This window comes from Segatella copri (assembly GCF_003465495.1).
GTDB classification, from domain to species: Bacteria; Bacteroidota; Bacteroidia; order Bacteroidales; family Bacteroidaceae; genus Prevotella; species Prevotella copri_G.
This window is the reverse complement of sequence record NZ_QSAV01000003.1, coordinates 1-22,544: the sequence shown is the minus strand read 5'-3', so window position 1 is coordinate 22,544 and position 22,544 is coordinate 1. Positions and strand designations below refer to the sequence as shown.

General features: G+C 43.8%; 21 protein-coding genes. 5 read left to right on the top strand and 16 right to left on the bottom strand.

The window, feature by feature from the left end:
- The first annotated feature begins 194 nt into the window (after positions 1–194).
- Complete coding sequence (locus DWV53_RS01270) at positions 195–1,283, top strand: mannose-1-phosphate guanylyltransferase (protein WP_118151110.1); 1,089 nt, start codon at positions 195–197, stop codon at positions 1,281–1,283.
- 80 nt (positions 1,284–1,363) lie between these two features.
- Here the strand turns inward: DWV53_RS01270 and DWV53_RS01265 are convergent, their stop codons facing one another.
- The 3 genes from DWV53_RS01265 to DWV53_RS01255 form a co-directional block, all read right to left on the bottom strand.
- A complete protein-coding gene (locus tag DWV53_RS01265) occupies positions 1,364–1,765 on the bottom strand; it encodes an HIT family protein (RefSeq protein WP_022120766.1) in 402 nt (133 codons plus the stop codon).
- 185 nt (positions 1,766–1,950) lie between these two features.
- Positions 1,951–2,418 carry a transcription elongation factor GreA gene (gene greA / locus DWV53_RS01260; protein WP_022120765.1) on the bottom strand — a complete coding sequence of 156 codons (468 nt, stop codon included), beginning with the start codon at positions 2,416–2,418 and terminating at the stop codon, positions 1,951–1,953.
- 188 nt (positions 2,419–2,606) lie between these two features.
- Complete coding sequence (locus DWV53_RS01255) at positions 2,607–6,092, bottom strand: DEAD/DEAH box helicase (RefSeq protein ID WP_118151108.1); 3,486 nt, start codon at positions 6,090–6,092, stop codon at positions 2,607–2,609.
- A gap of 277 nt (positions 6,093–6,369) precedes the next feature.
- Here DWV53_RS01255 and DWV53_RS01250 point away from each other — a divergent pair, with 277 nt between their 5' ends.
- Positions 6,370–6,837, top strand: coding sequence for a nucleoside deaminase (locus DWV53_RS01250; protein ID WP_118151107.1), 468 nt, complete (start codon positions 6,370–6,372; stop codon positions 6,835–6,837).
- Positions 6,838–7,043: 206 nt separating this feature from the next.
- A complete protein-coding gene (locus DWV53_RS01245; RefSeq protein ID WP_118151105.1) occupies positions 7,044–8,351 on the top strand; it encodes a nucleobase:cation symporter-2 family protein in 1,308 nt (435 codons plus the stop codon).
- Positions 8,352–8,582: 231 nt separating this feature from the next.
- On the opposite strand, the gene DWV53_RS01240 is transcribed toward DWV53_RS01245, so the two are convergent.
- Both DWV53_RS01240 and DWV53_RS01235 read right to left on the bottom strand, forming a co-directional pair.
- Positions 8,583–9,569: a YqiA/YcfP family alpha/beta fold hydrolase gene (locus DWV53_RS01240; RefSeq protein WP_118151103.1), complete on the bottom strand. Its 987-nt coding sequence runs from the start codon at positions 9,567–9,569 to the stop codon at positions 8,583–8,585.
- Between the two features lie 186 nt (positions 9,570–9,755).
- Positions 9,756–11,213: an AAA family ATPase gene (locus DWV53_RS01235; RefSeq protein WP_118151101.1), complete on the bottom strand. Its 1,458-nt coding sequence runs from the start codon at positions 11,211–11,213 to the stop codon at positions 9,756–9,758.
- 403 nt (positions 11,214–11,616) lie between these two features.
- Between DWV53_RS01235 and xpt the strand changes: the two genes are divergently transcribed.
- Positions 11,617–12,183, top strand: a complete 567-nt coding sequence (xpt, locus tag DWV53_RS01225; protein WP_022120760.1) for a xanthine phosphoribosyltransferase — start codon at positions 11,617–11,619, stop codon at positions 12,181–12,183.
- A gap of 51 nt (positions 12,184–12,234) precedes the next feature.
- On the opposite strand, the gene DWV53_RS01220 is transcribed toward xpt, so the two are convergent.
- The 7 genes from DWV53_RS01220 to DWV53_RS15570 form a co-directional block, all read right to left on the bottom strand.
- Positions 12,235–13,428, bottom strand: coding sequence for an SGNH/GDSL hydrolase family protein (locus tag DWV53_RS01220; RefSeq protein ID WP_118151096.1), 1,194 nt, complete (start codon positions 13,426–13,428; stop codon positions 12,235–12,237).
- Between the two features lie 104 nt (positions 13,429–13,532).
- Entirely contained in the window at positions 13,533–14,429 is an 897-nt protein-coding gene (locus DWV53_RS01215) for an Rpn family recombination-promoting nuclease/putative transposase (RefSeq protein ID WP_118151094.1), read from the bottom strand.
- Between the two features lie 488 nt (positions 14,430–14,917).
- Positions 14,918–15,184 carry a DUF2442 domain-containing protein gene (locus DWV53_RS01210; RefSeq protein WP_006847687.1) on the bottom strand — a complete coding sequence of 89 codons (267 nt, stop codon included), beginning with the start codon at positions 15,182–15,184 and terminating at the stop codon, positions 14,918–14,920.
- Positions 15,185–15,190: 6 nt separating this feature from the next.
- The gene (locus tag DWV53_RS01205) at positions 15,191–15,427 is read right to left on the bottom strand and encodes a DUF4160 domain-containing protein (RefSeq protein WP_040553191.1); all 237 of its coding nucleotides are present in this window, start codon (positions 15,425–15,427) and stop codon (positions 15,191–15,193) included.
- A 549-nt stretch (positions 15,428–15,976) separates the two neighbouring features.
- Positions 15,977–16,120: a hypothetical protein gene (locus DWV53_RS15575; RefSeq protein ID WP_181992374.1), complete on the bottom strand. Its 144-nt coding sequence runs from the start codon at positions 16,118–16,120 to the stop codon at positions 15,977–15,979.
- Positions 16,121–16,136: 16 nt separating this feature from the next.
- Positions 16,137–16,757 carry a hypothetical protein gene (locus DWV53_RS01200; protein WP_118151236.1) on the bottom strand — a complete coding sequence of 207 codons (621 nt, stop codon included), beginning with the start codon at positions 16,755–16,757 and terminating at the stop codon, positions 16,137–16,139.
- A 1-nt stretch (position 16,758) separates the two neighbouring features.
- A complete protein-coding gene (locus DWV53_RS15570) occupies positions 16,759–16,902 on the bottom strand; it encodes a hypothetical protein (RefSeq protein WP_153128801.1) in 144 nt (47 codons plus the stop codon).
- A 547-nt stretch (positions 16,903–17,449) separates the two neighbouring features.
- Between DWV53_RS15570 and DWV53_RS01190 the strand changes: the two genes are divergently transcribed.
- Positions 17,450–19,207 (top strand): ATP-binding protein, encoded by a 1,758-nt coding sequence (locus DWV53_RS01190; RefSeq protein WP_181992373.1) that lies wholly within the window; start codon positions 17,450–17,452, stop codon positions 19,205–19,207.
- Positions 19,208–19,820: 613 nt separating this feature from the next.
- On the opposite strand, the gene DWV53_RS01185 is transcribed toward DWV53_RS01190, so the two are convergent.
- From DWV53_RS01185 to DWV53_RS01175, 4 genes are all read right to left on the bottom strand, one after another.
- Positions 19,821–20,441 carry a hypothetical protein gene (locus tag DWV53_RS01185; protein ID WP_118151092.1) on the bottom strand — a complete coding sequence of 207 codons (621 nt, stop codon included), beginning with the start codon at positions 20,439–20,441 and terminating at the stop codon, positions 19,821–19,823.
- A gap of 2 nt (positions 20,442–20,443) precedes the next feature.
- Complete coding sequence (locus DWV53_RS15565) at positions 20,444–20,587, bottom strand: hypothetical protein (protein ID WP_006847677.1); 144 nt, start codon at positions 20,585–20,587, stop codon at positions 20,444–20,446.
- A gap of 240 nt (positions 20,588–20,827) precedes the next feature.
- Complete coding sequence (locus DWV53_RS01180) at positions 20,828–21,652, bottom strand: hypothetical protein (RefSeq protein WP_118151090.1); 825 nt, start codon at positions 21,650–21,652, stop codon at positions 20,828–20,830.
- Between the two features lie 92 nt (positions 21,653–21,744).
- Positions 21,745–22,521 carry a RagB/SusD family nutrient uptake outer membrane protein gene (locus tag DWV53_RS01175; RefSeq protein WP_259318884.1) on the bottom strand — a complete coding sequence of 259 codons (777 nt, stop codon included), beginning with the start codon at positions 22,519–22,521 and terminating at the stop codon, positions 21,745–21,747.
- Positions 22,522–22,544: the final 23 nt, after the last annotated feature.

Below are 22,544 nucleotides of genomic sequence, written 5' to 3'. Positions count from 1 at the left end.
CTAATAATTTTTGAACTGACAAACTTTTTGGTGACTTTTTTTTCTAAAAATGCATTTTTAATGCAGAAACATTAAATTTTTGTTGTTTTTATAGGCCACTTTATTAAATTTCAAGAAAATCTTTGGCACTTTCACGGATAATCACTAACTTTACAGATGAATTTTGAAAACCAACAAAATATTAGACTCAAGATATGAAGAGTAACGGAAATAATTATTGTGTGATATTGGCGGGAGGTAAGGGCCGCAGACTCTGGCCTTGCAGCCGCAGCAACTATCCGAAGCAGTTTGTCGACTTCTTTGGCGTGGGGCGCACCCAGCTTCAGCAAACCTTTGACCGTATGGCAAAGATCGTGCCTGCCGACCATATATTTATCAACACAAATGAAGAATATGTTCAACTGGTAAAGGAACAGTTGCCTGAGGTTCCTGCAGAACGGATATTGGCGGAACCTATTCATCGCAATACGGCACCTAGCATGGCATGGGCCAATCATCGCATCTCGATGCTCAATCCTGATGCCTGCATCATCGCCACTCCTTCGGATCAGGCTATCTTCAATGAAGATGCTTTCCGGGAAAACGTATTGGAAGGTCTGGCTTTTGTGGCAGAACATGACCGTTTCCTGACGATGGGTGTGAAACCAACCCGTCCTGAACCTGGATATGGATATATTCAGATGGGCGAAGCTATCGGCAACGGATTGTACAAGGTGCAGTCGTTTACAGAGAAACCGGAAAGAGAGTTTGCCAAGATTTTTGTAGAGAGTGGAGAGTTCTATTGGAATACGGGTTTATTCCTTTCTAATGTGAAGTATCTGCGTGAGTGTTTCTGCAAGATTCTGCCCCCTGTACTCCGTGATTACGATAAACAGTATCCCGAATTCAGTGTGGAGACTGAGAATGCATACATGAAAGAGAGTTTCTCTTCTTATCCTAATATATCAGTAGATTTCGGAGTGCTTGACAAACCTAGCAATGTCTATATGATGAAGTGTGACTTCGGCTGGGCTGATCTGGGTACCTGGCACAGTATCTACGAGGCGATGCAGAAGAGCAGCGATGACAACGTGGTTGTTGACAGCGATGTGATGATGGAGAATTGTCACAACAATGTAATCAAGTTGCCTAAAGGAAAGCTGGCTGTATTGAACGGACTGGATGGTTTCATAGTAGCCGAGAATGACAATGTATTGTTGATATGCAAGAAAGAAGATTCTTCTGCCCTGGTGCGTAAATATGTAAACGAGGTGCAGATGAAGAAAGGCGATGAGTTCGTCTAAGCAAGAGCTTATGAAATAAAGATATAAAAAGAGCTGCGAAGCATATTCGCAGCTCTTTTTCTGTTTGAAACTTCTTGCATTTAAAGTTTCTTGAATTCTGTATAAATCTTATCAGCAATTTCCTTGAACTCTTCCTCTGTGAGTTTGAGATGCTCCTTGCGGAAGTTTACATCAGCTTCGCTGTTCATTGGGATGAGGTGGATATGGGCATGAGGAACCTCCAGACCCAAAACAACCTGCGCCACTTTCTTGCATGGGAAGGCTGCCTTGATAGCCTTGGCTACCTTCTTGGCGAAAACCTCAAACTCAGCCAGGTCTTCGTCTTCCATATCGAAGATGTAATCAACCTCCTTGCGGGGAATCACCAAAGTATGACCTTTGCCGATAGGGCTAATGTCGAGGAAAGCATAAAACTTGTCGCTTTCTGCACACTTGTAGCTAGGAATCTCTCCTGCTGCAATCTTTGAAAAAATGCTTGCCATAATCGCTAATCAATTTATAATTAATAATTTATAATTTACAATACATATTATCTTATTCTCTTTTTGATGTCGTTGCATCGGCTACTTTCATTTTCTATAGAATATATCGGGTAGGCTTACATATAACATAAAAGGAACCGTCATACGGGCATTGCTGCCGATATGATAGTTCCTTTTATTCCGTTTTATTCAAATGAAATCTTGTCGATGCGAAGGTTGATGGTGCCGCGAGGAATCTTGATTTCTGCAATCTCACCTACCTTCTTGTTGAGCAATCCCTGTGCGATAGGAGTCTTGATGGAAATCTTGCCTTCCTTCAAGTTTGCCTCGCTCTCGCTCACGATGGTATAAGTCATCTTTGCCTTGTTAGCCATGTTGGTCATCTCTACCTTCGACATAATCTGCACGCTGTCGGTGCTGAGCTGCTTGGTATCGATAATCTTGGCCTCGGCAATGGTGAGCTTCAGGCGATTGATCTTATCTTCCAGATGAGCCTGTGCCTCTTTAGCGGCATCATACTCAGAATTCTCACTTAAATCACCCTTGTCGCGGGCTTCAGCAATTGCGGCTGATGCCTTAGGGCGCTCTACAGATACGAGCTGTTTCAGCTCAGCTACGAGTTTGTCGTAGCCTTCTTGTGACATGTAAGCCATAATTTTCTTGTTGTTTTAATGTTATTAATAATCGGTTGGCAAGTAGCATAAAAAATAAAGAATTCCAGTGCCAGTGAAGCACCGGAATCCTATATCTGTATTTATGTCTCTTGTTTATCCTTTTGTGTATAATTCGAATGCAAAGATAGGACTTTATTTCCGTATCACCAAACTTTTTGGGGGAAATTTTAAAAATATCCTCCTTTTTCCTTCACATAGTTCATTAATTCGCTAAAAATCTGATTATTGTGCAATATCTCCGGGTTGCCTGTCATAATCATCTGCTTTCGGGCACGGGTGATGGCTACGTTCAGCTTGCGGTCGATGATGGCGCCGTCTTCTACGAAACTGTTGCCTGCAAGGAAGTCGAGCTGCCAGATGTTCTGGATGGTGAAACTGTAGATGATGACATCTCGCTGGCTGCCCTGGTACCGCTCTACGGTATCGATACTGATTTTCTCCAGTTCCGGAATACCGAGCTTTTCGATGCCTTTACGCACCATGGCTATCTGGTTGCGGTAAGGAACGATGACGCCTACCGTCTTCTTGGCATCGAAACGCTCTCCATAGAAGCGGTGGATGCGGCGAAGCAGGTCTACCACGATTGCTGCCTCGTTGGCATTGATCTTATCGGATACATTCGGTTCCTTGCAGAATTTGGATGGGAGGAATATCATGCGGTGCTCCTTCAGCAAATCGTCGAGCGCATCTTCTGATGGAAGGGTGTATGACAGCTCCGTCTCCAACTGGTGTGGACATGGCACGGGTTCCAGTTTCTCCCGACGGTAGAACATCCGGTTAGGAAACTCTGCAATCTCGGGATGCATTCTGCCTTGGCGGCGCAGAATGCCGATGAATTCGCTGCGTTCTTCGTGATCTTCCCAATGAATCAGACGTTCGAAGAGGGAATTGCGGCAGTTGGTAAGACAGATGTCCTGCAGGATGCTCATGTCGATGATGCCACCTTTCTGACTGTCGTTGATGGTAGGAATGCCTGAATCCTGCTCGCTCTGCTGCACCACGGCTGGCAACTGCTTGTAGTCGCCAATGAGGATGAACTTATCTACTGCTGATAAGAGACCGATGAGATTAGGCTCCAGTATCTGGCTCGACTCGTCGATGATGGCAAGCTTGAAGTGCTTCAGCGAGAAGATGAACGGCTTGGAGGTCATCATCGAAGTGGTGCCCACGATTACACGCGTTCCTATTATATATTGTTTGATGGCTTCGAGCTTCGGACAGTCGCTGATGGCCTTCTCTATCAGATAAGGGCGGAACCGCTCGTCGCAGGAGTACTCGCTGCCGAGGCGAAGGAATGGAATGCCCGAATCTACCAGCATCTCGCAGATTTCATCTACGGCTCGGTTGGTATAGCTCATCAGGAGGATGGAGGATGCAGGCTGTTGAGCCGTCTTGCCTCCCGAGGCGATGCTTTCTGCTGTCGGCATTCCCGTTCCATCGTTCAATGCCTCTTCTACCATAAACTTCAGGGCACGACTGGTCTTTCCTGTTCCCGGAGGTCCCACGAGCAGGAAGTAATCCTGTGCCTGCTTGGCACGGAGAATGATGTCGTCCAGTACATCATCGTAATGTCTGGTCAATGTAAGCGAGGCATCTCTTTGCGGAGCACGCTGTCCTAACAGCAGGTCGCGCTTCTCCTTGGGTGCACAGATAAACTGGTGCAGGTTACGTATGCTTCCGCCTGTCGATGCATCGCTCGTTCCATGTTCTATGGCGTAAGGCAGATTCATCTCGAAGATATCGGCATTCTGCTGTCCGTCGGTGAGATGCACCACAATCTCATCGCTGTGAATCTCCTGCAGTACACCTTTATATAATATAGCCTTTCTTACGTCGGGTTCTTCCTTCAGCTTGTAGGTATAGAGATACACCATGTCGCCGATACGGAAGTTGGGCAGGAAGTCCTTTCCCTGGTCGGGCACGCTCAGGGTGATGGTATCATATCCGCTTCCTGCGCTGCTCTGTTCCTTTCGGATGATGTGCAGGTCGGTATAGATATTGCCGGCATCTTTCTTTTCGGCGAGTGGCATGGTCCAGAGGTCGGAACTTGATGTGTTGGTGCCTTCCTGTGCGCCCACCTTGCTGATCATCTGTTCCCGCAACACGAAGGTCATCATGCGGCAGAAGTAAGCCTCCTCTAATGGGGTGAGGTTGTGGAGCGGACTGGTGATGGCTTCTATCTGCGGCTTCAGATACTTGTTGTAGAAGAAGTCCTGTGTGCCAGCTACATTGAGCACATCGGGTGTGAACTCGTTGAGCGCATGTTCAAAACCTTCCTTGGCTATCTCGAAAGAGGCGGCTACCAGCTGGTTGCGGTAAGTGATGGCTTCCTGGAAGAGTTTGTGGTAATACGCCACCACCATCAGTCCGTCTTGCGGCTGATATTTGGAGTAGAGCAGACGGATATTCACGCGGTCGTTGCTCAGCTTGAAGTTGTGCTGCAATACGCCATAGTAGAGCAGCAGCTGTACATAGTGGGGCTCCAGCTGATAACTGTGATAACCCGGATCTACCTGATGGGTTTCGATATTCATGTTGCGTCCCGATTTCTGCTCCACCAGCAGTTTGCAGTCGGTAGTCATCAGGTCCACACGTCCCTGTATGCCGAGTGCTTCGCAGACGAACGAAGGTTCGAGGATGGCTTTCTTCCTGTCGTAAAGACTTTCGCCACGGAAGGCTGACATCTGTGCCTGCGATGCGGTGCGGGGAAAGAGAATATCCACTACCTGCTGCAGATTGAATGCCTGCTGGTTGGCATCGGTATAGAATTTCTTGGCATCAAACCAGGGACAGGTGCAGAACTCCAGTGCTTTCTCTCTGAAATTCGTCTTTATGGTTTCGTTCATCAGGTATTTGCCGTTTGTATTGATGATGTCATCCAGCGCAGCACCGGCAAAGTTACCGAGCAGGGTAGCCTGGGTGTTGGCACGGGGTTTCATCTGGTTCAGCAGATAGAGCAGGGGATGATGACCGAAAGCCGTGAAGCAGGTGGCAATGCTACTGATATCTACCAGATAATCGGGTTCCACCACGATGAGTCGGGGAGTGATGACGGACTGCTTCACCTGACAGTCGAGCAGGTTGAGCTGCATACCTTCCTTCAGGATATCCCAGAGGTAGGTATGGTCGATATGGTTCTCTTCATCTTTCAGTTGAACGAGATATTCCTCTTCGTCAGCATCTTGGTCAATATCCACGCGGATGAAATCGCTGTCCCAGTTCTTTACGATGCAGCGGATGCGGCGGTTGTTGATTTCCAGTCCTTTCTGATAAGGGCGGTTGGTATGGGGAATGAGCACGTTCAGCTCGTGGGGAACATCCACTCCGAATACGGCAGAGATGAAGATGGCTAGGGCACGTGCATCATATTTCAAATCTTCGCTTGAGAGCGGTTCCTGCGAATTACTGTGCCGGCGCATGGTCTGGATGGCAATCTTGTCTGCCACCTTGATGCCGTGAGCCTTGCAGAGATAATCCACCTGGGAGAAAAGGTTACCGAAAGCCTGTTTGGTATCCTTCACTCCTTCGTGGCAGCAGAGGATGAGCGTATCGTGCATCATCTTGTTGCGTGTTTTCGGCTCCAGTTCGGGGAGTATCAAAAGTTCTCTTACCCTAAGGAAGAGTTCTGCGGCGCTGATATTGTTTTGATTCATAGGCTACAAAGTTACGAAAATTATAACTACTCTTATAATAAAGGTATTTATAATTATTGATAATTAACTGTTGAACAGGAATGCGTATTTAAGGAAATTTAGGGCGTTCGTGCAAAAAAATGTAGTAAAGTGTCGGATATTCGTGCGAAAAAGTGTATCTTTGCAGCAAATGTACTAAAAAATAATGCAAGAAATGCTTGCCGTATCATTTCTTTTTTGTATATTTGTAGCCCCCAATTGAAAAGAAGGGGTATTATTAATCTAAAAATATTAAACAATGACAAAGGAAGAATTGATGCATAGAGCCATTGAGCTCTCAAAGAATAGCGTGAAGACGGGGGGCGGACCTTTTGGTGCTGTGATTGCCAAGGACGGTATCATCATCGCTGAGGCTTCCAACAGTGTAACCATCGACCTCGACCCTACGGCTCATGCCGAAGTGAACTGTATCCGACAGGCTACCCGCAAACTGAAGACCTTCAATCTGGAAGGTTGCGAGATCTATACCTCCTGCGAGCCTTGCCCGATGTGCCTGGGTGCCATCTATTGGGCACATCTCGACCGTATCTATTATGCCAACGACCGGAAGGATGCGGCAAAGATAGGTTTCGATGATGAGTTTATCTACGAGGAGATAGACCGCAAGATAGAAGATCGCCACAAGCCGATGATTGCCCTGATGCGCGATGAGGCGCTCGGTGCTTTCCGCATGTGGGAGAAAAATGCGGAAAAGACGGAGTATTAATGAGATAAGATAAAAAGGGAAGGTTGCACGGAATATGAACCGCAGCCTTCCTTTTTTCGTAGATTCTTCTTGTATTCTATCATGCTGGATAGAGAAAAATGGAGAAAAGGAACGATTTCTCAGATTTTCTTTGTAATTTTGCCGCCAAATTCAGAAAAGACACTGAATTGATGGATAATGGAAATTCTCTAATTATTATAACGACAATGGAACAGTCAATAGAAAATCTCTACAAATTAGACGGCAGAGTGCCCGTAGGTAAAGCACTCCCATTTGGTCTTCAGCATGTGCTGGCGATGTTCGTCAGCAATATTGCGCCAATCATGATTCTCGCTGGTGCGATAGGTTTGGACAGTTCGGTGAGCGCCGTGCTTATCCAGAACTGTATGGTCATCGCCGGTATCGGTACCTTGGTGCAGCTTTATCCGGTATGGCGTATCGGTTCTCGCCTTCCTATCGTGATGGGTATCTCCTTCACCTTCCTTTCACTTGCCATCGCCATTGCCGGTGCTCATGGTATGGGTACTTTGATAGGCGCTGTCATCATTGGTGGTCTGGTAGAAGGAACACTCGGACTTTTCGCCAAGTATTGGATCAAGCTCATTCCGCCTGTAGTAGCCGCTACCGTGGTAACAGCCATCGGTTTCTCGCTCCTTCCTGTTGGTGCCAACTCTTTTGCGGGTGGTCAGGGTGCTGCTGATTTCGGTAGCATGCACAACTGGGTTGTGGGTTCTGTCACTTTGCTGGCTTGTCTGCTTTGTCAGATTTTCGCCAAGGGTTTCTTGCGTTCACTCTCTGTATTGGTAGGACTGCTGGTAGGTTATGTTCTGGCGCTGTTTATGGGAATGATAGATTTCAGTGGACTTTCTGGTCTCTCTATCGTAGCTTTGCCAAAGCTTCTTCCATTTACACCTGAGTTTAATATCGGTGCTATTCTCTCGGTGGTAGCAGTATATCTGGTTTCTGCCACAGAAACGATTGGTGATACTTCTGCTCTCTGCAACAGTGCGTTGAAGCGTGATCCTAAGACTAAGGAGATGGGTGCAGCAGTCTGCTGCGATGGTTTCGTCAGTTCGGTTTCCGGTCTTTTCGGTTGTACTCCTATCACTTCTTTCAGTCAGAACGTAGGTTTGGCAGCGATGTCGGGAGTAGTGAACCGCTTTACCATTGCCATGGGTGCCATCATCATGATTATCGGTGGTATCTTCCCAGCTATCGGTTATGTATTGACTACGATTCCTCAGGCTGTATTGGGCGGCTGTACCATCATGATGTTCGGTAGCATCCTCTTTGCCGGTTTCGGCATGATGGCGCGTACCGGCTTCTCTCAGCGCAACATGGTCATCGTGAGTCTTTCGCTCAGCGTAGGTCTCGGATTCACATCTGCAACAGGTATGTTCAACATCTTCCCAGAGATTGTGCGCACCGTTTTTGCTGATAACTGTGTGGCAGTAGTCTTCCTGCTCGCCGTTATCCTGAACCTCGTGTTGCCGAAGAATCTGGATAAGGCATAATCGCAGCTCGCCCTGAAAGGGCAGAAGCTCCTAGCCCAGGGTAACACCCTGGGGGTATGATGATTTTAACAACCTCGCCCTGTAAGGGCAAAAGCTTTGATTATGTGAAGCTTTTGCCCTTACAGGGCGACATTTTTGTTTGTATGTTAACCCAAGGTGTTACCCTGGGCTAGGAGCTTCTGCCCTTTCAGGGCGTGTGGCGAAGAAGAAGAGAATTCTTCACTCTTCACTTTATTGTCCTCCCAGTCTTTCGAAGAAGGTGATGATTTCTTCGAAGGTCTTGAATTCATCGCTGCCGTATTCTATCGTCGTACCCATGAAACCATCGCATGGGCGAGGGTCGATGAAGTAATCGCCGTAGAGCAGGTTCTTCTGGTTGCAGAAGATGATGTGGTTGTAGGCTGGGGTAGAGAGATATTCCTCCACCCAGGTCTGTACCTTCGCCATGTATTCATGGTCGTTGGTTGGCGCTGGGGCTACGATGTATACGTTGTAATGCTCTATCAGCATCTCGTAAGCCTTGTGCATCGAACTGGTTGCCTTCATGTAACTGTCGTGCAGGGCATCGAAGTCGATGTATACGATAGGGCGCTCCTTGCCGTTCTGCTTGTCGTCAATCCAGCGGATAACCGGACAGAGATAGTGGAATGCTACCTTGTCGATAAGGCGGTGCTCGCCATGGAATGGGATGGCGAGCGGATAGTGCTCATGGAAGAGGTCGAAGGTATGGACCAGCGGATCAGCATCGCCGAAGAGACCGTAAACACGTTGCTGCTCCTCGGGAGTAATGTTCTGGAAGCAACGCTCGGTAAAGTCACGGTATTCCTTGATGAGGCCTTTGTTAACCATCAGTTCGTTCACTCCGTCCTTTCTCGGGTTCTGGAATTCCTGCTTGCCGGTCATGCTGCTCATCGTATCGCCCATCTTGAAGGCAGGGTTTACGAGGATGCGGTCGAATCCTTTCAGCAGTTCGGTATACATGCCTCCCATCGAGGTACCGATGATGAGGTCGGGCTTCTCAGTCTCCGCCATCTTCTGCAGCATCTCTATGCCCTCTTCCGGATGTACCGGGATGTCTTCAGCCACGAGGGTGGCATTCGGCATCAGTTCCTGCAACATCTTTACGGTGCCGCTCTGTGCAGAAGAGAGGAAACCGTGAACATACATGATTTTCTTGCCCGCCATGAGGTCGGGGAATTGTTTGATATATGGATTCATATTCTTATAGTTTAATGTACTGCTATTTCCTTAAGCGATTTGTACTTAGTTTGTGGTGCAAAGATACTAAAATTATAAATACGCATATAATAAAGGTATTTATAATTATTGATAATTAACCATTGGAGGTCATTAAAAAAAGAGGACCACCCATCGCTGGCAGTCCTCTTTCATTATTCTTCTATTTTATCGTTGAAATAATTGCTCAAGAGTTATCAGGTGATTGATGATACTTGCATGCATATTGGAACTAAGTCCCATTGTTGTCACCAAAACAGTTTGTATTGAGCGAGTTTTGTTATGCATCTTGCTATTTGCGAAAGCGTCTATCTTGTGACGTATATTCTCCTCGACATCTTGTGTGATAGTAAAATTACCTGTTGAAAATTTCATTTCGCAGAGATAATCTGTTTGAGTACTTTTACTCTCCATGACTAAATCTATTTGAGCACCTTTTCCGTCTTCAGCTTTCCCACACCAACTGTAGTTCCTTTCAACCGAATGGATACGTAGAGTGTCTTGTATGTTTTGCAGATGCTCTATGCTCAAAAGTTCAAACGTATCTCCAGCCCATGTGTAGAATGTGGCTGTCCCATGGATAGCGTTCCATCCTCCTTGTTTGACTTGTTTGCCATGAACAAATCTCAGATAGAATAGAGAAAAGAAATCTTTTAGCTGATATACAGTTTCGACTCTTTCCTTTCCATAGCGGGGATACTCTCTCGTAATTCCTGATTCTCTAAGGTTGTCAAGTAGCTTTGTCAGGGTACCCCCAGTTTTGATACCTGTAGCCTTGGAAAGCTCTGATTGTGTCATTCCATAGAACTTACTGCCAATAGCTTTAACGATGTCGACGTATTTCTCTTTGCTGGAATAAAGTCCTGTATAAACATCTTTGAATTCCTGATGAATTAATTCGTCTGCAAAGAATATGCTGTCTATATTGTCTGTCATTGTTCTGTCGTTGCGGAGCTTATCCAGATAATAGGGGATTCCACCTATAGCCATATAACTCACGCACATTTCATAGCGTGAGAGATGAAAACCATTTTTCTTGTAGTACTTTTCGCATTCTGCTAGAGTGAAAGGGAATAGTTTGATGGTTTCCGTGAGTCTTCCATGCAGACCTCCATAGTCATGTATCACATTATCAAGCATCCAACTTGTAGCCGATCCACAGACAATGAGTATAATATTTCGTTCACTGTCTGCCCATGAATTCCAAAAATATCCCAGTTCTGCTATCATTTCTGATGATTGCGGTCCTGCAAGCCATGGAAGTTCATCGATAAAGATGATTTTCCTTCTGTTTCTTTTTCCTTCCAGAACTTTTCTCAAAAGTAAAAATGCCTCTCTCCAACAAGTGGGTTTGGACTCCTTTGTCGATAATCCTGCAATCACTAGCGAATCATAGAAATGCGCAAGTTGAAGTTGACGGTAAGACTCATAGTCCTTGTCTCCGTCTTTAATATAAGTACCTACTGCTTTGAAGAGAATCTTCTTTCCAAAGCATTCGCTTACGAGATAAGATTTGCCTACTCTTCGACGGCCATAAATGGCTACAAGTTCAGATTTCTTTGACTTGTATATTCTATCGAGTATATTTATCTCTTTATTTCTTCCTATGATATTTGCGTAACTCATTGTAAGATAGTTTTATAATGTTGGTTGCAAAGATACGTTTTTTTTAGGATAACACCAAGAAAACTACTTAGAAAATCAGCGAAAACGATTGGATTTTCTTGCTTTTCGCTGATTTTCTAGAAAAGAATAACACTTTTCCTATAGGTTTTGCTTTTCTCGGCGAGGGTGGCATCGTCATAATAGATGAAACCTTGCAACCAGTAGGTATAAGTGTCCATGTTTTCTGCGCTCATGACGAGAGGAGAGTTCTCGTAGACCGTGACTCCTTGCTCTTGCACGATGATTTCTGCTGCAAAATTACGCTAAATTGCAGACAAACCAAAATTATTGGGCGATAAACTTCCTTGTTTGCGAAAAAAGTAGTAATTTTGCACCCAATAACCATATTAAAGTTCAAGTCATAATGGATTTACTGAAAGAAAGAATTATGCAGGAGGGCAGATGCTTTCCTGGTGGAATCTTAAAAGTAGACAGCTTTGTAAACCATCAGATGGACCCTATTCTGATGATGGACTTAGCTAAGGAATTCGTGCGCCTTTTCAAGGACATCAAGTACAACAAGATTATTACTATCGAGGCTTCGGGCATCGCGCCTGCCATCATGGTAGGTTATCTGACCAATCTTCCTGTTGTATTTGTGAAGAAAAAGCAGCCTAAGACTATGGAGGGTATGATTACCTCTGTGGTTCACTCTTTTACAAAGGACCGCGATTATACGGTTTGTGTGAGCAACAGTTATCTTACTCCTGAGGACCATGTTATCTTTATCGATGACTTCCTTGCCAATGGTAATGCGTCTAAGGGCGTGATGGACCTTTGCGAGAAGGCTGGTGCCAAGATTGAGGCGATGGGTTTCATCATCGAGAAGGCTTTCCAGCATGGTGGTGACTTCCTGCGCAAGGAGGGAATCCGTTATGAGGCACTCGCTACCGTAGAGAGCCTGGATGATTGCAAGATTGTCTTGAAGTAAAACATCTTATTATATATATTAAAAGCCGCCTGTAATAGGGCGGCTTTTTTCTTACTTGACGATATCAGCGGCATAGATTCCCATCGCCTTGTATCCGGCAGGGTTCGGATGGAGCCAATCGCCGCTGGCATATTCCCGCTTCATCCTTCTGTCATCATTCGGGTCTTGAAGCAGCTTGGCGAAGTCTAGAATGCCATCTGCTTTCTTTGCCTGACTTCGAATCCAGTCGTTTACATAGAGTCGGGCTGCTTCGTGGAAGTGGCTGTAGTAGCCGGCACCCTTGAAAGGCGTGATGGTGCCCAGATAAACTTTCATCTTCCGGGCCTTCGCCTTCCTCATCATTCCCTGTATGCTCTCTATAATCTGGCGGGCTACCGTCTCGCTGTTGCCGCTCTTGGCAGCACCTATGTCGTTGATGCCTTCAAAGATAATTACCTTCTTTACGCCGCTTTGCATCAGAATATCTCGGTCGAAGCGTTCCTTGGCGAGTGCCCCGAAACCGCCCGGCACGGTTACGCGGTTGTTGCCGATGCCCAGGTTCAGTACACCCTGGTTGGTTATCTTATGCTTCAGCTGCAGCATCTCCGACATTACATCGGGCCACCGGTTCTGGGCATTATCCGTAGAACATTTGCCGTCGGTGATGGAGTTGCCCATGATGGCGATGGCACTCATGTTGTTGCTCATCGTATACACATCGATACCGCTGATGTTGTACCAGTGGTTCTCGCGGAAAGCCTTTTCGAAGTTGGAGTGGGCATTGGTTACTCCCTTCATGATATAAGAGGTGGTACGTGAGCCCATGTGAACGGTAGGCACATCGGGAGCCGAGGTGTAGTTGATGGTGATGGCAACGCGCTCCAGGTTCTTGAGATTGAACTTCAGCGCATCGCTCACTATCTGTCTGCCGGCAGGAATGGTAGCTTTGTAGCTATTTCCGAACTTGAAGTATTGAGCCGATTTGGCATCAATCTTGAAGGAGTCTTTGGCGTGGGCGATATAGATGGAGCGTATCACTACGGGTTGCATCGAGTAGATATTGCTCAGTTTCAGTCTTATCACGTCGCCTCCCACGCTTACCTTTACTATCTGGCGAACCGAACGGTTTGTCATGTTGTTATTATAGGGCATAAACGCTTTCACCACAGTCTGCGGTGCCGTAGCCCAAGTTCCAATCCATGTTTGTGCCGCCATCTGTAGTGTGTATGTGCAGATGAAGCATAGTATCATTATAAATCTTTTCACCTTGTTGTATTAAAAAAATATAATCCTTGCGCCAGATGAGGCGTCTCGTTACGCATTATCTCATAAAAAGGGTCGATGCCATTAGAGGCACCGACCAATTCTGTTTATAATGATTTGATATTTTCTTCCGATAGCCCTGTGAATTGCATGATTTGCTCTATAGGCAGACCTGCTTGACGCATTTTTAGGGCGATGGCATTTTTTTCTTCAGTTTTACCTTCCGCTCTACCTTCCGCTCTACCTTCTGCTCTACCTTCCGCATGCCCTTCTAATCTAGCGTTTCCAAGAACGTCATTTTGAATCATGATGGCATTGACATGTTCATCGTAGGCGTGTCGTTCGGCATTCGACATAGAGTAGTATTTCAGCTTCTCGCGAGCTTCTTGCAATCCTGGTGCTTTCGTGTCAGGATTGATGACTCCGTTTTTGAGGTAATCAACCCATTCCTCCAATGGAGACTTGGCAACCTTGTTGAATTCATTGACGCGCACTAGCATATAGGTTGGGAATATTTCGGCAGGCGACTTTCTCACGATTGTATCTTTCTCCTTGGTACTGATGATGAGTTGGTCTTGCGTATGCAGGCCGATAAAATTGTTTTGTCCTACATAAATATAGTCCGACCCTTTGCCAAGGTCAAAATAAAGTATACTAATGGAATATACCTTTTTTACTTCCTTGTAGGTGTTGCCGAGATTGATATGCTCGGTAATAGCTTTGTCTACGCCATAAAATATACGTTCCTGATAACACAATCTGGTTATATTTTGTATCTCGACGAGAATGTCTTCACCGTTACTATTTTTTGCCTTGATTTCTACTCGATAGAACTTATCTTCTGCCAGCACGTTTCCTTCGTTTTCTAGGATTTCAACAATCTTGATAGGTTCATTCAGAAACACGGTCAGGAAGCCCTCGAGCACACCAAAGTTCGCCTTCTGGTGAAGTTGGTGCAAGATTGCCCAATCGAATCGAATGTATTTATCTTTTAGCTCTTCCATATAGATTTCCTCCTAAAATTAATATTCGGTTGCAAAGATACGCTTTTCTTTTGAAAGAAACAAGAATTTTTGGGAAAATGTTTGAGTTGTAAAACTACTATTGTACTGTCAATGAGTTTATACTTGTACAACAGTAGGCTTATGGTTGTACAACAGTAGGCTTATGGTTGTACAACTAAAGGCTTATGGTTGTACAACTAAAGGGTATATAGTTGTACAACTAAAGAGTGTGTAGTTGTACGATAATGGGGTGTTGCCACTAGGCTCGGCAGACCTGCTGACTGCAGTCGGCAGAGCTGCTGACTAGGCTCAGCAGAGCTGCCGAGCCTAGTGGAAATCATCAAGAAGCAGTCTGCTTGAACCTCAGATACAGTCTCTCTGAACCTCAGATACCGACTGCTTGAACCTCCTAATCTATATCTCTGCCCCAGCGCAGTCGTATCCTTGCGCCAGATGAGCCGTCTCGTTACGCTTATTCAGCCGCATTGTTATGCTTGATAATAAATAGTATCTTCTGCATTTGACGGTTTGTATATACCAGCATCTGCGAACAGTCCTTCAAAGCATAAATCTTCATCTAATTCAGGCCAATGAATACCATATCTGCTCAATACGAAAGCCTTACGCTGGGCAGGTGTGGCGTTAGCAAGACGGCTCCAACGGCTGAAAGGATAGTTAGCCTTCCAGCCATTTTGGGTTTCTGCCCAAATATGGGCATCGTCAACCCAAACGCGATTTACTCTATATTGCTCCATAATATCTTATTTTTGATTAAAATATTCTTTCCATCTATCTATAATGACCGCCTCATTCTCAGAAATAATAGATTCTATCAAGGCAATATCATGCTTTTTGAATCCATGATTATAAATCTGGGTCAGAGGGGATACATTGTATTTTGCTTCATTTCCATCCTTGATAACATGGACATGAATTGGTTCATGATCATTAGAATAAAACATGAATCTGAATCCGAAAAATATAAATATTGTTGGCATCGTTTCTTTTTTCTGCAAAGATACGCTTTTCTTCTGAAAGAAGCAAAGAATTATTGAAAAATGTTTGAGGATGAGGGAAATAAAAAGAAAAAGGTGTATCTCCGCTTGCCCGATGTATGGGGCAAGAAGGATACACCTTTTTATATTATAGTTCTTTTATTTCCTTTTCAGTCAAACCGGTAATAAAAGCAATTTGCTCTATGCTCAACCCATTCTTCTAATGGTGATTTAGCCACCTTGTTGAATTCGCGCAGCTAGTGCGCACACCTTTTTAGTATAATAAATCTAAAAATTTTTGGTTAGAACTCTACTTTCACATATCTTTGCACTTAAAAAAAGTGGCACATGTGCCATAAATTTTAAGTAGAGGCATCTGTTCGAGCAGTCCTTAGGAAGCAAGTAAGCACAGGGAGGGCAGGTTTGTTACCTGCCCAATAGCATCCCCCGCCCTAATTAAAAAGGCGAGTGCCGCTTTACTGATTTGTCGCAGCCGTGAAAACCTACAACAAGATTAGAACGTCTAGAATATAGAGATTCTTCCATTATCTATTATCTTAAATGAGGTGCAACTTCTCCGTTCGGCAATAATATTCCAGCCTCAATGAGGAATTTTCTTGCAGCTTCTTTGCTGGCAACCGAAGCCTTTCTTGCAGTCTCTAATCTTTCTTGTCTTTTGCTATCAAATAAATCCATATTCTACCTCTTTATATTATGGGTTTGGATAATCTTGATTGATTTCTCTTGGGAGGAAATACCCCTTGATGCAATTAGGATTGCAGACACAAATCTGAATATGATTCTTTTCTCTGAATCCTGCATTAGGATAAAGCTCCTGTCCTTCCCAAAATACTCCTTTTACTGAATCGTATGGATGGACATTGGCCTTTTTATTCAATTCCAATGCCGTTTGTACCACAGAACAATCTAATCTTCTGAGAAGTAGTTCGTCTGAGTTACCAATTGGCTTGTTCTTTGGTAATTCCTTATCAAGATTGTGGCAAGTTTCTTTAAAAGCATCATAAGCAATCTTCAACTCCTGTAAATAAGAGCTATCTGTCAAATCGAAACAATAACCTAAATCTATAACGGCACCTATAACTGCTGGAGTTTTTATAGAAGAGTTAGACCTTTTGGACAATTCTTTCGCCCATTGCCAAGCTCTTTCTTCATTGTTTTCCCAAAAATAGATACCGCTTCCTAACCAATCATAATCATTAGTACTGGCTATGAGTTCTGTTTTACCGGCAATAACCTTTTCTACCACAGATCGGTCGCAACCATGGAATCCAATCACAAGATTAGATCGTCTAGAATAAAGAGATTCATCCATCTTATCTAAGATGTGAAGCCCAGTTCCCATTTTTATCCAAGATGCCAGCATCTATAAGAAATTTCAAAGATGCCTCTTTACTAGCAGTTGCAGCCTTTCTTGCAGCCTCTAATCTTTCTTGTCTTTTGCTATCAAATAAATCCATATTCTACCTCCTTGTTTTAAAAGTTGAACATTTCTTCTGCAAAGATTATGCAAACGAGCGCAATGTAAGCTTGCTTACAAATTGCCGAGCGCCGCTAATCTTCTGCAAAGATTATGCCAGCGAGTGCAATGAAAGTTTACTTTCAGATTGCCGAGCGCCGCTAATCTTCTGCAAAGATACGCTTTTCTTCTGAAAGATGCAAGGAATTATTGAAAAATGTTTGAGAATGAGGGAAATAAAAAGAAAAACAAAAAACCCGGGGTCATCACCAGCATCGAATAATCTGGGAGAGGGCCTTACCGGGACTGCGCTGCAAAGATAATAATAAAAATGGAATATACCAAAGATCTTTTCGAAAAATTGCGTCCGGACGTATCTGTAGCTACGTCGGGACGCGTCTGTAGCTACATCGGGACGTAGGAAACACTACGTCGGGACGTAATTTTTGCTGCATCGTGTTAGAAGTTTTTCGGGAAAAGTTTTGGAGATTAGGAGATAAAGTATTATCTTTGCCATCAGATTCAAAAACGAATAATCAAACTGAGTTATGATAGTAAGACCAAAGCGCATTTATCGCAAGCGCATACCATACGGCATGCAGAATTTTGAGGATGTCATAAAAGAGGATTGTTACTATGTGGACAAGACTCCTTTCATAGAGCAAATAGAAGAATCCAACAAGTATTTCTTCTTCATTCGCCCTCGCCGTTTCGGCAAGACACTTACCCTCTCCATGCTTGAGAATTACTATGACATCAACAAGAAAGACAAGTTTGATGAAATCTTTGGCAAGCTTTACATCGGGCAGAATCCTACACCAGAGCATAGTACATATCTCATCATCCACCTCAATTTTGCCGAGGTGGCAGCAGGATTGGATGATTATAAGGATGGATTGGACAACCATTGTCGCCTTGTATTCAATTTCTTCTGCGACATCTATGCACATATTCTTCCTGCTGATACCAAGGCAGGATTACAACAGGAGCCTGATGCGGTATCCAAGTTGAGGTTTCTTTGCCAGAAGTGTCAGGAGGTGGGAAAGAAGATTTATCTCTTCATCGATGAGTACGACAACTTCACCAACATGATTCTCGCCCATGAGGAGCATCTCGTGAGGTATCGCAACCAGACCCACGGAGAGGGATACTTGCGCCAGTTCTTCAACACTATCAAGGGTGCGGCTGGCAATACTCTGGGCAGAGTGTTCGTCACAGGAGTAAGCCCTGTGACCATGGATGACCTGACCAGCGGATTCAACATCGGAACCAACTATTCGCTCTCACCCGACTTCAATGAGATGACGGGATTTACCGAGGAAGAAGTGAGAAAGATGCTGGATTATTACGGCAGCGTCCTGCCATTCAATCACACTACCGATGAGCTGATCAAGGTGATGAAGCCTTGGTACGACAACTATTGCTTCGCAGAGGATAGATATGGTGAGACCACCATGTACAACTCGGTAATGGTGCTCAACTTCGTAGATAATTACATCCGAAGCAATTACCAAATCCCTAAGAAGATGGTAGAGACCAACATCCGTATCGACTATGACAAGTTGCGAATGCTCATCCGCCACGACAAGGAGTTCGCCCACGATGCCAGCATCATCCAGCAGTTGGTAACCCAGGGATTCGTGATAGGCACGCTCAACGAGAACTTCCCTGCCGAGCGAATCAACGACCCAGACAACTTCCTCAGCCTGCTGTTCTATTTCGGCATGGTGACGATAGACGGAACATACAAGGGTGAGACCAAGTTCATCATCCCGAATGAGGTGGTGCGAGACCAGATGTACACCTACCTGCTCGACACCTACAAGGAGAACGATTTGGTATATGATAGATATAGCAAGGGTAAACTGGAGAGCAAACTGGCATACGATGGACAATTCAAGCCATACTTTGAGTATATAGCCGACTGCCTGAAGAAGTACTCCTCCCAGCGAGACAGGCAGAAGGGAGAGGCTTTCGTGCATGGCTTCACCTTGGCGATGACAAGCCAGAACAAGTTCTATCGCCCTATCTCTGAGCTGGACAATGACGGCGGCTATGCCGACATCTTCCTCTCTCCGCTCTGTGACATCTACAAGGACATGGTAGATTCATACATCATCGAGTTGAAATATTGCAAGAGCCAAACCACAGATGAGCAAGTAAAAAAGCTCTTCAAGGAGGCTTCAGCTCAAATCTCTCGCTATGCGGACAGTGATATGGTCAGAGAGGCAGTAAAGACTACAAAGCTCCACAAGCTGGTGGTTATCTACCGCGGAGCGGAAATGGTGGCTTGCGAGGAGATATAAAACTATTTCAACCATATTGGTCGAAAATGTTTGAGAGAGATAAAAAGAAATTTTTCGACGACCTCTATTGTTTGACCTTTCGATCTACATGCAGTGATTACAAAGTCACAATTCATTTATAGTATTTCGGTTCAGGGGAGATTGTCCGTGTATAGACAATCTCTCCTGAGCCCATTTATGTCATTTTTGGGGAACGAGAAAATGGGAAAGTGACGAAAAGTGGTAAAACTACCACTTTTTGCTTGTAAAGACAGATAACTGGGAGGTCAGGTTTGTTACCTGTCCAATAGCAAGAATGCCCTATAATCTAAGGATAGAGCGGCTAGTGCGCACACCTTTTTAGTATAATAAATCTAAAAATTTTTGGTTAGAACTCTACTTTCGCATATCTTTGCACTTAAAAAAAGTGGCACATGTGCCAGAAATTTTAAGTAGAGGCATCTATTCGAGCCCGCACGCATTTGCAGGTGATCCTTTTTTTGCAAAGATACGCTTTTCTTCTGAAAGAAGCAAGGATTTATTGGAAAATGTTTGAGGGTGAAGGAGATAAAAATAAAAAAGGTGTATCCTCGCTTGCCCGATGTATGGGGCAAGAAGGATACACCTTTTTATATTATGGGTTAGGATAATCCTGATTGATACCTCTAGGAAGAAAATAACCCTTGATGCAATTTGGATTGCAGACACAAATCTGAATATGATTCTTTTCTCTGAATCCTGCATTAGGATATAGTTCCTGTCCTTCCCAAAATACTCCTTTTACAGAATCGTAAGAATGGGCATTGGCATCCTGATTGTATGTTAAAGCTGTTTGTACAACAGCACAATCCAATTTTCTAATCAACAAATCTGTAGAATTTCCGATAGATGTATTCTTCGGTAATTCAATCCCAGATTCTTTATAAACAGTAACCATAGACTCATAAGCAGCCTTTAATTCCTGAAGATATGTGCTATCTGTTAAGTCAAAACAATACCCCAAGTCTATAATTGCACCAACAACTGCAGGCTCTTTGATTTGTGAGTTCTTTCTTTTGGCTAAATCTTTAGCCCATTGCCAAGCTCGTTCCTCATTATTTTCCCAAAAATAGATGCCATTACCTAACCAGTCATAGTCATTAGTGCTGGAAAGAAGATCGGTCTTACCAGCAACTACGGCATCAACAACAGACTTGTCGCAGCCATGAAATCCTATTACTAGGTTGGAGCGCCTTGAATATAAAGACTTATCCATAATTATCTCAAATGTGGTGCAACTTCTCCATTAGGTAAAAGAATTCCTGCCCTAATTAAAAAGGCGCGTGCTGCTTCTTTACTGGCAGTAGAAGCCTTTCTTGCTGCCTCTAATCTTTCTTGTCTTTTGCTATCAAATAAATCCATATTCTACCTCCTTATTTTAATAATTCAACTTTCGTGCTGCAAAGATACGCTTTTCTTCTGAAAGTTCCAAGGAATTATTGAAAAATGTTTGAGAATGAGGATTATAAAAGGCAAGTCGCTTCCTTGTCTGACTAGTGATGGGGCGGCAAGGATGCAACTTTGACTTTAAAGGTTGGGTTTATCTTTTCCCTAGTATATCAGAATGGAATTATTGATAATACTAGGCGTTTTAACTCCTTTTTAGGGGGCTACGTCTGGTAGCCTTTTGAGATATTCAAAATTGCACCATATAAGGTAATGGATTTTCTTAACTCTGTTAGGTATAACTAGTATCAACACTATACATAACAGCAGCAAAAATCCTTTCAATATACAGATGAATTCAGGATAAGGCATATATGGATATAAGCTTTTGGGCAAAATAAGAAATAATGAAATCGGTATAATCATACTTTGCATAAATGCGACTTGTCCTTCAATAATTGAAACGTCATTATTGTATCCATTCTTGCTTGCGTAATAATAGGCTTCGTAATATTGATTTAAAATTTCGTAATTTTCTTTACTTGGAGCTACCGATGGATCTATTTCCTTAAAACTAAAATATAAGAGAAAGCTAAATGCTGCCAACGAAAGCAATTCCGGAATATAGATGTAAACGTTTTCGACCTTAATGCTGCTAGCTTGTAAAAAGCAAGCAACAACAATAGCTGCTAGCAAATAAATGCAAGGAATGGTAACATGTAACTGCTTCGTGTAAGAATATTCTTTTTGAGGAAGGTATTTATAGTCTTTTATCTCTTTTTTTGTATTCTGTAAAGTCTCAGCTAAAAAGTCATGGCTATTTCTTGTCTTATTCCATATTCGTGATGTTAGTACATGGTTTATAATGCCGATAAGGTAAGCAGCAATAAGCCAAATTGCCCAGATTATAGAATTGTCAACTTCAAAAGTATTTGGCATCCATGACAATTTACACATAGATAATCCCCATAAAAGGATAATGAATCCTGGTACAATCATCGCCAAGATGTCATATAAAGAAAGTTTCGATAGAAAATTCATTGCTTATGGATTTGTAATTATCTAAAAAGGTGTATCTTACATGTCTAGTGATAGACAAGGAAGATACACCTAATTATTGTTTATGTAGTCGCTTAGTCTGTTACACCATCGCGAAGTTCACCATTCTGGTTTGGTGTAGGCTGTGAGCCTTCCTGGTTATCTATGATTCCGGCATTATTGTTCTTCTCACGAGTAGGGAATCTCATATTCAACCAACCATCATTAGCAGCCAGATTAAACTTGAAAGCTGCAGGATAGTTAGAAGTCTGACCCGCATGGAAACGAACGATAGGCTTACCAAGACGCTTGGCATCTGAAACGAAGAAGCCTTCACCCCAAAGTTCAACACGACGCTGGAACCAGATTTCGTCAGCCAAGGTTCTACCACCGGCAGTTACACTATATGAAGGATCGCGATAGGTCTTCACAAAACTTTCCAAAAGAGTCTTTGCTTCTGCCTCATGACCGCTTTTAGCCAAACCTTCAACCTTGATAAGAATCATCTCTTCAACACGCATCAAAGGGAAATCATTGTTGTTTAAAGTACTTCCAACACCAGACTTCTGACCGAACTTAATGCTAGTATAAGCATCGAATGGAACTTTAATCTCCTCAATTGTTAAATTTGCAATAGCATCACCAGTAGCACCTGCCCATGTCAAGTTAGCCCAGTTTGGCGAATGCTTATCTGCATTTAACCACCATCCCTTACGAACGTCGGTAGATGGAATCTTGTCGTAAAGCAAGACATTGATGCAAGGCACATTTCCTGTTGCAGGAGCATAACCATCACCAGAGAATGAACCAAACCAAGAAGATGGGTTAGCATAACCCTGACTGCCATCACCATTTACCATTCGGGGAGTCACAGTAAATTCTTTTATTTATTGAA